The sequence below is a fragment of the Actinoallomurus acanthiterrae genome (genome assembly GCF_054775715.1).
This window is the reverse complement of record NZ_BAAHCO010000001.1, coordinates 7849900-7861073: the sequence shown is the minus strand read 5'-3', so window position 1 is coordinate 7861073 and position 11174 is coordinate 7849900. Positions and strand designations below refer to the sequence as shown.

Genomic DNA, 11174 nt, shown 5'->3' with positions numbered 1-11174 from the left:
CCTGCGCCGAGTACCGCGCTCCGCGCCGAGAGCTGCGCGTCCCGCACGTCGTACCCGCGTCGAGCGTCGCGCTCCGCGCGGAGCGCCGTCACGACGCGTCAGAGCCGGTGGTCGGCCGTCACTGCGCGGTGGCGTTGCGGATGCACTTCGGAGCGGACCACGCGATCGTCGCGGGCTGCCCGTCGCCCTGCCCGATGGCGACCAGCGCGCCGACCGTGAAGCAGTATCCCTTCCGGGCGTCGAGGCCGGACAGCGTCACGGTCGTCGCGTGCGGCGCCAAGGCCTGCGGGGCGGACTTCTCCGGCGAACCGTCGGACTGCTGGACCCAGATCGGGTAGTCGTTGCCCTTGGCGAGTTTCCAGCGCAACGTGACGATCTGGCCCTTGTCGAGAGCACGCAGGTCACGTGGCTTCGCCGCACGAATCACCCCGGCCGGAACCGGGACCGGAGCGGACGAACCGGCCGTCGGCGGAGGAGTCGACGTCGACGCCGTCGGCGATGCGTCGTGCTTCTTCTCGCCACTGCCGAGCAGCAGGAACCCGCCGATGCCGACCCCCGCCCCCAGGACCACGGCGGCGAGCACCCCGGCGACGACGGCGCCCTGCCGGCTCTTCCGATCCTCCGTGCGCGGAGGGAACGGATCGGGCTGCTCGGCGGTCTTCGGAAGTGTCTGGGGGGTGGCCTCGCGAAAGTGCGGCCCGGGCATCGGCGACGCCGCCGTCGGCCGCGCCGCCGGTCCCCGGGCCGGACCGGAGCTCGCGGTCGGAGCCGGTCCCGAGTTCGGGGTCCGGGGCGGAGCGGGCTTCGACGTGGCCGGGGGCGACGAGGAGGCCGCGGATGGTGGGGCCGCCGCGGCGCCAGGACGGCCGGGTCCCGTGGCCGGTGCCGAGGTGCCCGGTGCCGGGGCGTCCGGATGTACGGCCGGCAGGTGCGGCGGACCGTACTGCTGGGCCAGCAGTTCGAAGCCGGGCCCGGTCAGGCCGGAGTGATCCGTTTCCGGGATGTACGGGGTGGGCGTGGGCGGCGGCCCGGTGACCGAGTCGCTGCCGGCCAGCTCCGTCACCGGCAACCCGAGCTCGGCCTGCAGTTGCTGCAACCGCGTCGCGAACGCGACCGCGTCGGCGTAGCGCTGTGGCGGGGTCTTCGCCATCGCCTTGGCGATGACGTCATAGACCTGGTGCGGGACGTCCGGACGCGCGATCTGGGGCGGCGGCTCGTTGAGGATCCGCATCATCAGGGCGCCGATCCCGGCGGCCGAGCCGGCCTTGAAGGCCGGGCTGCCCGCGAGGAGCTGGTACATCGTCGAGGCCAGCGAATAGACGTCCGCGGTCTCACCCGGCTGGTCGCCGTTGACCACTTCCGGCGCGGCGTGGTGGGGCGTGAACGCGGTGGTGTGCGTGGCCTCCGACGAGCCGGTCAGCCGGGCGATCCCGAAGTCGGCGAGCGCGGGCTCGCCGTACTTGGACACGAGGATGTTCTGCGGCTTGACATCACGGTGCAGCACGCCTTCCTCGTGCGTCGCCGCCAGCGCGCCGGCGATCTTCACGCCCGCCCGCAGGACGTCCTGCAGAGGGAGCGGACCCTCCCGTGACAGCCGGTCCCGCAGGGACCCGCGCTGGAAGTAGTCCATCGCGATGAACGGCCGTCCGCCGCTCGTCATCCCGGTGTCCAGGACGGTGACGACGTTGGGGTGGCCGGTGAGCCGCCCGGTGATCTGACATTCCCTCTCGAACCGGCGCATCGTGTCGGCGTCGACGGCGTCCACGGACAGCACCTTCAGGGCGACCACGCGATCCAGGCGCTCCTGCTGGGCGCGATAGACGACGCTGAACCCGCCTTCACCGACCCGCTCCAGGATGCGGTAGCCGGGCACCTGGTCGATCATTCGGTCTCTTCTTCGTCGGGGCGGCTGGGGATGCGGGGAAGTCTCGTGTCGATGGTAATGCCTGTTTCCGTCCGCTCATCGAGTGAGCCGTGTTCACTCGCGAGGTCTTCCGGCGGCAACGGGCCGTACCGCCGTGACCATCGACGTCGGGACGCCCGCGAGCGTTCCCGGTTTCCCCGTCTTGGTACGAACTCGCGCCTTCCGGCGCATGCCGGGCGACGGCGGGTATTGACTCGAATCGCGCAGCGGCGGGTCGTAGTGTGGGGCCATCGGCCGGGGCCGCCGGCTCCGGTGGCGCAGGGATGACCGGGCCAGGGCCCGGTCTGGAGAGGTGGCTTTCACAGTGGTCGAGATCAGCCCACAGACCGGGAACGTCCCGGTCTGGATCAATGGAGAACTGTACGCCCCGGAGAACGCGCGGGTGTCAGTGTTCGATCACGGCATCCTCGTCGGCGACGGCGTGTTCGAGACGGTCAAGGCCGTACGGGGCCAGGCGTTCGCGCTGACCCGTCATCTCCGGAGGCTCGCCGTCTCCGCGGCCGGTCTCGGCCTGCCCGAGCCCGATCTCGACGCCATCCGCCGGGGCACGCTCGCCCTGCTCGCCACCGCGCCGTCCTGGGACCTCGCCCGGATCCGGATCACGTACACCAGCGGCGCCGGCCCTCTCGGCTCCGACCGCGGCTCAGAGGGCGCCACCGCCATCGTCGCCGTCGCCGAGCAGAAGCCCTTCCCGTCGACCGCCGACGTCTCCGTAGTGCCGTGGCCCCGCAACGAGCGCGGCGCCCTGTCCGGCCTCAAGACGACCTCGTACGGCGACAACGCCAAGGCCCTCGACTACGCCCACCAGCGCGGCGGGGCAGAGGCGATCTTCGGCAACCTGGCCGGGAACCTCTGCGAGGGCACCGGCTCCAACGTCTTCATCGTCCGCGGCGGGCGCCTGACCACCCCGCCGCTGTCCTCCGGCTGCCTCGCCGGGGTGACCCGGGCGCTCGTGCTGGAATGGTTCGGAGGCGAGGAGGAGGACCTGCCGCTGGAGGAGTTCACCGCCGCGGACGAGGCGTTCCTGACCTCCACCACCCGCGACATCCAGCCGATCCGCGCCGTCGACGGCAAAGTCTTCCCCGCCGCGCCCGGATCGGTCACCCGCAAGGCCATGGAGGTCTTCGCCGAGCGAGGTGCCGCCGACCTCGACCCGTGACAGACAGGCGTACGGCCCCGCGCCATGGGTGTGGGCCAGCGCTGGGAGGCGCCTGGTGCGGGGCCGTACGGTCCGTGCGGGGGTGTTCAGGTGTGCCAGAGGAGGTCGTCGAGCTCCGCTTCGATGTCGATGAAGTCAGCTTCACGGCCGGCCGGAACGATCTCATAGGTCCGGTCCAGGAAGCCCGTGAGGGGGGTCAGCGGGACCTCGAAGTGCGCCCGGCCGAACGGCGACGACAACGTCAAGTTCAAGATTCGTTCGCCGTCCTTATCCGCCGGCCACACCCGCACGTCACCCCTGCCGACCTTGCGCACAATTCCGACGGTCAACAGCTCACGAGCAAAGATCCACTCCACCGGTGCGTCGTTTCCAACATGGAACGCCACACGGACGGCATAAGGATCATCAGCGGAGTAGTCCCAGGTCGCGAGCAATGGGATGATTGTTTTATCCGGGACGATGAGCCGAAGGCCGACCTCGGCGGAGGCAGTGGTGCTGCTGTTCATCGGTCATCCTTCAGGCGTCAGTCCCGCGTCGCGGGTTTCTCGGTGAGGACCTCGCTCCCTCCAACGGGTGTCCCCCTGGCTCTGTGACGGGTAACTGCCAAAAGTCCTAAGAACATTCCGCCCCCCGTACGTCATGTGACCTACCTCACCGGAGTCATACCCGCTCTGACCTGCGCGGAAGCGAGGTGATCTATGGTCGATAGCGTGAAGGAGACCCTGAAGGCCTGGCGCGAGCGCATCCGCGAGCGTCGGCTCCTCAACAACGTGTGGCGTCTGGCCGTGTTCACCGTGGGAGTCTCGGTCCTCGTGGCAGGCGTCGCCATGCTCGTACTGCCGGGACCGGGATGGGCAGCGATCTTCGTAGGCTTTGCCATCCTGGCGACCGAGTTCGCCTGGGCGCAACGTGCCCTCACCTCCGCGAAGCAAACCGCGAGCAAAGCGAAGGAGAAGGCCCTCGACCCCAAAGTCCGACGCCGGAACCAGCTCCTGGCCATCTGCGCCGGCGTCATCATCGCCGCCGTGATCGTGGCCTACCTCCAGGCCTTCGGTCTAAACCTGCCGTGGCGCGTCTGATCGTCGATGCGCGGAGAGGGGTGGGGATGCGCTAGTCTGTGCTGGCAGCGGTTGAGCCGCCTGGGGCGATTAGCTCAGTGGGAGAGCGCTTCGTTCACACCGAAGAGGTCACTGGTTCGAACCCAGTATCGCCCACCCAGTGTGAGAGCAGGTCAGAGAGGGTTTCGGAGATAACTCCGGAGCCCTTTTTCAATCTTCAACCCTGGTCGGGGAGCCAAACGGGGAGCCAGTCTCACGCGGACTTGTGCTGACTGAAGATGGTGTTCATCGTTTCGGCACCCTTGGTGATGACCGGCTTGAGCTGGTGCCGGTACACCTTCTCGGTCACCGCCGTGCCCGCGTGCCCGACGAGATCGGCGATCGTCTCGATGGGCACGCCGTTGTCACTCATGATCGACACGAACGAGTGACGGAGTTCGCGGGGAGTCCACTTCTCCCCGATCTTTGCCTTCCTGGTGATCCCGCGGAACGCCCGCCGGACGTTGCCGGCGTCCAGAGGAGCGCCGGTGCGGGTACAGAAGACGAGGCCGTGATCCTGCCAGTCCTTTCCTGCTTTGAGTCGTTGTGCCGCTTGGCGCTTGTGGTGGAGGCGGAGCGCTTGGGCGACCTCTTCGGGCAGTTCGAGCGTTCGGCGTGACTCTTCCGTCTTGGTGTCGCCGTGCGCCCGTACGGAACGCCATACGTAGATGGCGAACCGCTTGTGATCGAAGCCGGCCTCGGTCACCGGGCCCCAGCCGGTTCGGTCGTCGACCCACGCCACGACGTGATCCCAGCGGAGCGCCCGTGCCTCTTCGGTCCGGACGCCGGTCATGAGGCTGAGCACGACGTAGGCGTGGAGCGGAGAGGCTTTGGACTTCTCCAGTACGGCCGTGGCCTGAGCGAGTGTCAGAGCCCTGCTCGGACGTCCGGCCTTGCCCTTCGGCGTGGTGACCAGTTCGGCGACGTTCCTCAGCACCTTGTTACGGGCCTGAGCCTGCCGGATGGCCCGCTTGAGGATCGAGTGAACGCCCTGGAGGCTGCGCGTCGACAGCGTCTTCGTGAGGCCGTCGAGCCACTCGTCGACGTCGTCCGCGCGCAGGTCCTTGAGCTTCGCCTCACCGATCAGTGGGATCACGTGCTTCTCGGCGAGGATGCGGTTCGTGGTGATCGTCCCTGGATCTCGGTCCTTGAGTCCCTTCGTGAGCCAGTCCTCGACGGCGTCTCGGACGGTGTAGTTCGCGGAACCGTCGATGCCGGATTCGAGGTCGTTGACGACCTCGATCAGCTTCGTCTTGACCTCGGTCTTGGTCTTGCCCTTCCTCTTGATGCGGCGGCGCCTCCCGTCAGGGCCGAAGCCGAGTGAGAGAGCGCCAGTGAATCCGCGTCCTTCCGGATAGATGGTCGCTTCGTACTTACCGATCAGGATCTTTGCCAAGGGATCCCTCCTCGTGTCTGTCGAGGTATTCCTTGATCGCCTTCCTGATGACCCACGACACGTCGCGCTCCTGCGATGCGGCGTATGCCGCGAGGCGTTCCTTGAACGCCGCATCGACCCGTACGGGTGGAAGCGTGGTCTTGTCGCCTGTCATGTAGAGCGTCCTCTCTTGTCGATCGGGGTTGTGCGTGTGACCGAAGAGCGCGCTCGCGTCGATGCGGTTATCAAGAGGCGTGGCCTCGGGACTTTCCCTGCCGGGGCGCGCCCCGAGGCATGTAGAGCAACGTAGCACGGCGTTCTACGGTCGGGTCAGTCCTTTGGTCTCTGTGCGCTCGATGAACTCGGCAAGGTGCTGATCAGTGATCCTGCGTAGTTTGCCGATCTTGATGCTTCGCAGCTTGCCGGTGCGGAGGAGGAAGTAGACCTTGTCACGGCCGATGTGCAGCATCTCGGCCACTTGCTCGACGGTGTACGCCTGCAGTTGCCTCACCTCCTCTTGGCGCGCTCGCCTCCATCGGGTTGTCGTTACGTTGAGTGGTCGCCGGTGGCGTTGTCTCATGTCTCATCTCGGGCCCTGTACGTGCAGGCGCGCGGGGGAGTGAGACGTTGAGACGATCACGTCGCGTGGCCGGATTCGGGGTCTGCGGTGCGGTAGCGGCCTCGGCCGACTTGGGTCACTCGGCCGGCCTTCACCTGTTCGGTGAGGCGCCGGTAGAGGGTGGGGCGGCTCAGCCCGGTGATCTTGACCAGCTTGGGGACGGAGATGCCGCCGTCTGGGGCGGACAGCAGTGCTCGCCAGAGGCGCTCCTCCGCCGTCTCCGGTGCTGGTTCCTCGGGAGCGCCCTCCTCGGACGGCTGGGAGAAGTCCGGCGGCTCAGGAACCGGGTGCGGTGGGTTCAGCACCGGCCGCTGGGCGACGTAGTGGTCCGCGGTGGCAGTGACGTCCTGGTCGGTGATGAGGTACGCGCGGGCGCGTTTGGCGGTTGGGTGTTCGGGATCGGAGATGAGGAACTTGCCGGGCGCGTCGAGGTTATGGGCGTGCCAGCCTGCGTTGAACGCTCCCTGCCCGAGGATGAGATCGACGTCGCGGCGTTCCCGCACTCGCAGGCAGATCCGGACGTCCATCTGAGAGCGTGTCGCACCGTGTCCCATGGCCTTCTGCGTGGGCCGTTGGGTCGCGGCCAGCAGGGTCACCGCGACGGCACGCCCCCGACGGGCGATCGAGTCGGCGTAGGCGGTCGCGGACTCGGGCAGTTCGGCGTACTCATCGACCACGATCACCAAGGCGGGATGTCTGCATGTGGGCTCCCAGACGCGCGCCCCGTGGTGGCCGGATTCGGAGGCGCGCCGGTCCAGCTCGGCCACCGTGTCCTGGAAGAGCCGTGTCGCCTGCTCGGGTGTGGTGGCTAGGCGATCCAGAGCGCGGACCCAGGGGCGAAGTTCCATCCCGCCCTTCAGGTCGATGCCCCAGACCACCACGTCATCGCACGCAGTCAGCGCCGCGAGGATGACGTTAAGGACACCGGACTTTCCGGAGCCGACGACTCCACCGATCAGCGCGTGCCGACGCAGCAGCACCACGGTTGCCGGAGAAGCGTCCTCGAACACACCCAGAGGGATCGGCTGTGTGATCGAGCGGATGTCGGGTGCTTTCCAGGGGATCGGGCGTGCGTGGGGGTCGGTGTGCAGGACGCGCATGAGGAAGTGGTCGGCCCGTGCGGCGTCGGCTTCGATTCGGACGGCGCCTGGACGTGTGCCGAGTGCGGATTCGATCGCGGGTAGCTTGCCGATGGCGTCGGCGACGGTGTGCCCACGGCGCAGAGCCATACGGGCGGTCCACCCCCAGGCATCGACGACGGCGGACATCACGCGAGAGCCAGCCAGGCCTACCGATTCGGCGATCTGCGGCCAGGACTCAAGGGCGCGCTCGACGCGGACTCGTGCGCGCCGGCGCCGGTGCGCCCACCATGGCACCGATAGCAGGACTCCGCCGATAAGCAGAGCCTGCGGGAGCGGACGGTGCACGGGTCCTTCGACGGTCGCCGCGGTGAGCCAGACGCCCACCGCGATGACGATGACCGCTGCGTAGAACCGTTCGGAGCGCCTGGCTAGACCGATGCGTTGGCCGAAGCGCGCGAGCGCTGCTGCGGCCGCACCTGCGGCGGAAAGGAGTTCGGGCCACCACGTGGGATGGGTGGCATGGAGGAGCCAGGCGGCGAGGGCCGTGAGGTAGGCCAGGTGGACGGGGGCGAGTTCGGAGCGGTAGCGCCACAGCCAGCGGGCGATCAGCACGCCGATCATGTCAGGTAGCTGGTCGTCGGAGTTGATGACCATCATCGGCTGGATGCCGTGGCGGCTCATCTTGCGGGCGTGGCGTCGAAGCTGACGATTCCTCATCGCTCGGCCCGCCTTTCCGTCTGGACGTGTAGCTCGTCACGGAGGTAGGCCAGGTGGTCGGTTTCCCCGTCGGCGTAGGCGCTGAGCGTCGCGCGGGCAGCGGCGAGAAGGTTCGCGTAATCGAGGCGGAGGCTCTTGAGCGCGCCGGCCAGCTTCGCAGTATCGGACAGGGCGGTATCGAGGGTGTGCCAGTAGCGGGCGAGGGTGGGCAGTGCGTCGGAGAATCCGGCGACGATGTGACGGGCGGTGTCGTTGCGGGTGATGACCTCCTGATGATCAGGCCTGATGCTGCGATGGTCGGGCACTTAGGCATCGCCTCCTTCGGTCGGCTGCGGGTTGTTCAGGCACTGGTGAGCCACTGCACGACGGCGGTCACCAGGCGATGGATCTCGGGGGCGGCGCTGGTCGCGGCGAGGAAGAATCCGAAAAGCAGGCACAGCACCGCGTGCCAGACACGCAGGCCCATGTAGCGCCAGGCCACCCAGGCGCCGGCCCCGAGGAGGACGACGAGGGGCACGGAAACGGTCATAGAGGCGTCACCTCCTTTCACAACCAGTCGTTGCGGGCCTTGCGGCGCTGCCAGCGGGCGCGGCATCGGCATTTGCGGCACAGCCGGTTGCCGAGTTCGACGAGCGCCCCGCACGGGCAGCGGCGACCGGAGAAACCGTCCGGGAGCCGGCGCACACGCATCACCTCCGTCCTTTGATGAGTTCGGTGATCTGAGTGGGCTCGGTGGGCCGGTCCTCGGCGTTCTTGCGGACGTGTACGCCGAGGACGCAGCGAGCGAAGGTGGCGAGCGGCGTCGGAGCGGTGGAGTCGAGTCCGGTCCGGGAAGCCTCGCGATGAGTACCGACGATCACGAGGCCGATGAGTACGAGTGCGGTGAGGGCGAGGACGAGGGCGAGTCCGGCGATCGCGATGGCCATTACCGGTTCACCGCCTCGGTGTTGCGGCGGAAGGTGCGGCGGACACGTGTACCCCGCCGAGCACGCGCGGTACGGCGGAGCCAGGCGGCCCGGGCACGGCACTTGCGGCAAAGGTCGAACCGGCGCTCGGCGCGTGCGCCACACGGGCACTGCAGACTCCGGTTGTCCAGTAGGAGGGCGCGAAGGTGCATCGAGGGCTCCTCTCCGAGCCCGCGTCCCAGCGATCCCCTATTCGTAAACAGGACTAGTCATGTTTACAAATACAGTGCGGCGTCTTAGCGCCTGTCAAGGTCTGGGTTGTTCGCCGGAACGCGGGCTCTGGCTTATCGGGATTTCCTTACGCCATCGAGGATGCGCCGATCACCCGTGACGAGCACCTACATGACTGGACGTGTTCATGACGTCCTGACTAGGGTGTTGGCGTCCCAAGACGTCCTGCGATCCGGTCGGGTAGATGGCGAACGAACGGCTACGAGCAGCCCTGCTCCAGAAGGGCATCACCGTGGCTGCTCTTGCCGAAGCGATCGCCGTTGATGAGAAGACCGTCGAACGCTGGATCAGTCAGGAGCGCACGCCCTACCGCCGACACCGCTACGCAGCAGCAACGCATCTGGGACTCGACGAGGGCTACCTGTGGCCTGACGCACTTTCCGGCGAGCAGGTGACCGCAGCGTCGGCGAGCGAGATCGTTTCCGTCTTCCCACACCGTTGGTCGGTCCCAAGGGACTTGTGGGGACGACTCTTCGAAACGGCCGAAGAGGAGATCGGCGTCCTTGTCTACAGCGGACTGTTCCTAGCCGAAGACTCCGGGATCCAAAGGCTGTTCGCCGACAAGGCGAGCGCTGGAGCGCGAGTACGGATCCTGCTCGGTGATCCTGATAGCCAGCACGTTGCTCAACGCGGCATCGACGAGGGCATCGATGAGGGCATGGCGGCGAAGGTCCGCAGCGTAATTCGGATGTACCAGCCGTTGTGCGAGGTGGAAGGCGTCGAGATCCGGCTACACGACACCGTCCTGTACAACTCGATCTACCGCGCCGACGACCAGTTCCTCATCAACACCCACGTGTACGGCATGAGCGCCTCCAACGCGCCCTTCCTGCACCTGCGAAGGGTCGCCGGCGGGGACATGGTCAACACGTATGAGGCGAGCTTCGAACGGGTCTGGGAAGGCGCCAGGCCACTACCGGAGGACTGAGCCATGGGCCGCAGGATCGACTACTACGACGACCCCAACGCCCCCGAAGCCAACAGCATGGTTCCCTCCGTCAACGTCGTCGTCACCAACGACAAAGACGAGATCCTCCTCATCCGCCGAACCGACAACGACAACTGGTCCCTCCCCGGTGGCGCCATCGACCTGGGCGAGTCGCTCGCGCAGGCCGGCATCCGCGAGACCAAAGAAGAGTCCGGCATCGACTGCGAGATCACCGGCCTCGTCGGCATCTACACCGATCCGAAACACGTCCTCCACTACACCAGCAACGACGAGGTACGCCAGGAGTTCACGATCGTTCTCACCGGCCGCCCAGTGGGCGGGCAACCGACGCCGAGCGATGAATCGAGCGAGGTGCGATGGGTCGCCCCCGACGATCTGCCGGACTACACGATGGATCGATCGATGCGGCGCCGACTGGAACGGTACTTGTCTGCCGAAGACACTCCAGAGATCAACTGAACGCGGCTGCGTGCTTCACGCGCTCGATGGTCCTCACAGAACGCACGATGTGCGGTGACGAACGCCTGATCGACCGCGCGACGAGGTGGCCCTCACCGTAGCGGGACTGAATCTCGGAGAGGCGATGCTCCACAGTGATCGGCCGCCCGTCCGGCGTCGTCGTCATGTCGCAGTACGTCAATGCGTCGGCCAGAAGCTCATCCGCGGGCTCGAACTCGTCCATCAAGACACCGAGGAGACCGCGCTCATCGGCCTCGTTGGCCGCACACGAGTGATGAGCGACCAGCCCACACAGGCGTCGGTCGGCGTGCTCGACGTCACGCAGGTACCGAGCGCCGTCCAGAGGGTGGAAGCCGGTTACGACAAGATCAGGGGAGTAACCGACGTCGTGCAGCCAAGCGGCGGCTTCGAGGAGATCGCCGTCCTCACCGAGGACCGGTGCGAGACAGCGCGCACGCTGGGCGACGCCCTGAGTGTGCGCCCAGCGGCGAGGCAGAGGCTCTTGCAGAAGCTTGCGGGCGATCTCAGCGGCCCAGTCGGCTTGGCTCATGCCTCCGACGTTACGAGGCGACGCAGGGACGTCCACGGACGTTGGCG

At 67.3% G+C, this 11174-nt stretch carries 15 protein-coding genes and 1 tRNA gene; 5 read left to right on the top strand and 11 right to left on the bottom strand.

Annotated elements, in window-relative coordinates; genetic code table 11:
- Positions 1-118 precede the first annotated feature (118 nt).
- Positions 119-1885 (bottom strand): protein kinase domain-containing protein, encoded by a 1767-nt coding sequence (locus ACYVF7_RS37070; RefSeq protein WP_460349904.1) that lies wholly within the window; start codon positions 1883-1885, stop codon positions 119-121.
- A 331-nt stretch (positions 1886-2216) separates the two neighbouring features.
- Here ACYVF7_RS37070 and ACYVF7_RS37065 point away from each other — a divergent pair, with 331 nt between their 5' ends.
- Positions 2217-3083: an aminotransferase class IV gene (locus ACYVF7_RS37065; RefSeq protein WP_460349902.1), complete on the top strand. Its 867-nt coding sequence runs from the start codon at positions 2217-2219 to the stop codon at positions 3081-3083.
- An 86-nt stretch (positions 3084-3169) separates the two neighbouring features.
- Here ACYVF7_RS37065 and ACYVF7_RS37060 read toward each other — a convergent pair whose 3' ends face one another.
- Positions 3170-3589 carry an SsgA family sporulation/cell division regulator gene (locus ACYVF7_RS37060; protein WP_433187722.1) on the bottom strand — a complete coding sequence of 140 codons (420 nt, stop codon included), beginning with the start codon at positions 3587-3589 and terminating at the stop codon, positions 3170-3172.
- Positions 3590-3793: 204 nt separating this feature from the next.
- On the opposite strand from ACYVF7_RS37060, the gene ACYVF7_RS37055 reads away from it, so the two are divergent.
- Both ACYVF7_RS37055 and ACYVF7_RS37050 read left to right on the top strand, forming a co-directional pair.
- Positions 3794-4162 carry a TIGR02611 family protein gene (locus tag ACYVF7_RS37055; RefSeq protein WP_460349900.1) on the top strand — a complete coding sequence of 123 codons (369 nt, stop codon included), beginning with the start codon at positions 3794-3796 and terminating at the stop codon, positions 4160-4162.
- A gap of 63 nt (positions 4163-4225) precedes the next feature.
- Positions 4226-4297: transfer RNA gene (locus ACYVF7_RS37050), tRNA-Val, on the top strand.
- Between the two features lie 97 nt (positions 4298-4394).
- On the opposite strand, the gene ACYVF7_RS37045 is transcribed toward ACYVF7_RS37050, so the two are convergent.
- The 8 genes from ACYVF7_RS37045 to ACYVF7_RS37010 all read right to left on the bottom strand — a co-directional run bounded on the left by ACYVF7_RS37045 (position 4395) and on the right by ACYVF7_RS37010 (position 8899).
- On the bottom strand, positions 4395-5576 hold the full coding sequence (locus ACYVF7_RS37045) for a site-specific integrase (protein ID WP_460349898.1): 1182 nt from the start codon (positions 5574-5576) through the stop codon (positions 4395-4397).
- The gene (locus tag ACYVF7_RS37040; protein WP_460349896.1) at positions 5554-5730 is read right to left on the bottom strand and encodes a CopG family ribbon-helix-helix protein; all 177 of its coding nucleotides are present in this window, start codon (positions 5728-5730) and stop codon (positions 5554-5556) included. The genes ACYVF7_RS37045 and ACYVF7_RS37040 overlap by 23 nt, the downstream gene beginning before the upstream one ends.
- A gap of 144 nt (positions 5731-5874) precedes the next feature.
- Positions 5875-6066 carry a helix-turn-helix domain-containing protein gene (locus ACYVF7_RS37035; protein ID WP_460349894.1) on the bottom strand — a complete coding sequence of 64 codons (192 nt, stop codon included), beginning with the start codon at positions 6064-6066 and terminating at the stop codon, positions 5875-5877.
- Between the two features lie 125 nt (positions 6067-6191).
- Entirely contained in the window at positions 6192-7973 is a 1782-nt protein-coding gene (locus ACYVF7_RS37030) for an FtsK/SpoIIIE domain-containing protein (protein WP_460349892.1), read from the bottom strand.
- Positions 7970-8278: a hypothetical protein gene (locus ACYVF7_RS37025; RefSeq protein ID WP_460349890.1), complete on the bottom strand. Its 309-nt coding sequence runs from the start codon at positions 8276-8278 to the stop codon at positions 7970-7972. Before ACYVF7_RS37025 ends, ACYVF7_RS37030 begins: the two co-directional genes overlap by 4 nt.
- A gap of 35 nt (positions 8279-8313) precedes the next feature.
- Positions 8314-8502, bottom strand: a complete 189-nt coding sequence (locus ACYVF7_RS37020; protein WP_460349887.1) for a hypothetical protein — start codon at positions 8500-8502, stop codon at positions 8314-8316.
- Positions 8503-8519: 17 nt separating this feature from the next.
- Positions 8520-8663, bottom strand: a complete 144-nt coding sequence (locus tag ACYVF7_RS37015; protein WP_460349886.1) for a hypothetical protein — start codon at positions 8661-8663, stop codon at positions 8520-8522.
- Complete coding sequence (locus tag ACYVF7_RS37010) at positions 8663-8899, bottom strand: hypothetical protein (protein ID WP_460349885.1); 237 nt, start codon at positions 8897-8899, stop codon at positions 8663-8665. The genes ACYVF7_RS37015 and ACYVF7_RS37010 overlap by 1 nt, the downstream gene beginning before the upstream one ends.
- A gap of 454 nt (positions 8900-9353) precedes the next feature.
- On the opposite strand from ACYVF7_RS37010, the gene ACYVF7_RS37005 reads away from it, so the two are divergent.
- Together ACYVF7_RS37005 and ACYVF7_RS37000 are read left to right on the top strand one after the other, a co-directional pair.
- Positions 9354-10097 carry an XRE family transcriptional regulator gene (locus tag ACYVF7_RS37005; RefSeq protein WP_460349883.1) on the top strand — a complete coding sequence of 248 codons (744 nt, stop codon included), beginning with the start codon at positions 9354-9356 and terminating at the stop codon, positions 10095-10097.
- A 3-nt stretch (positions 10098-10100) separates the two neighbouring features.
- The gene (locus ACYVF7_RS37000) at positions 10101-10577 is read left to right on the top strand and encodes an NUDIX domain-containing protein (RefSeq protein ID WP_460349880.1); all 477 of its coding nucleotides are present in this window, start codon (positions 10101-10103) and stop codon (positions 10575-10577) included.
- On the opposite strand, the gene ACYVF7_RS36995 is transcribed toward ACYVF7_RS37000, so the two are convergent.
- Positions 10570-11127 (bottom strand): HD domain-containing protein, encoded by a 558-nt coding sequence (locus tag ACYVF7_RS36995; RefSeq protein WP_460349878.1) that lies wholly within the window; start codon positions 11125-11127, stop codon positions 10570-10572. The two genes, ACYVF7_RS37000 and ACYVF7_RS36995, sit on opposite strands and share 8 nt — an antisense overlap.
- Between the last annotated feature and the right edge of the window lie 47 nt (positions 11128-11174).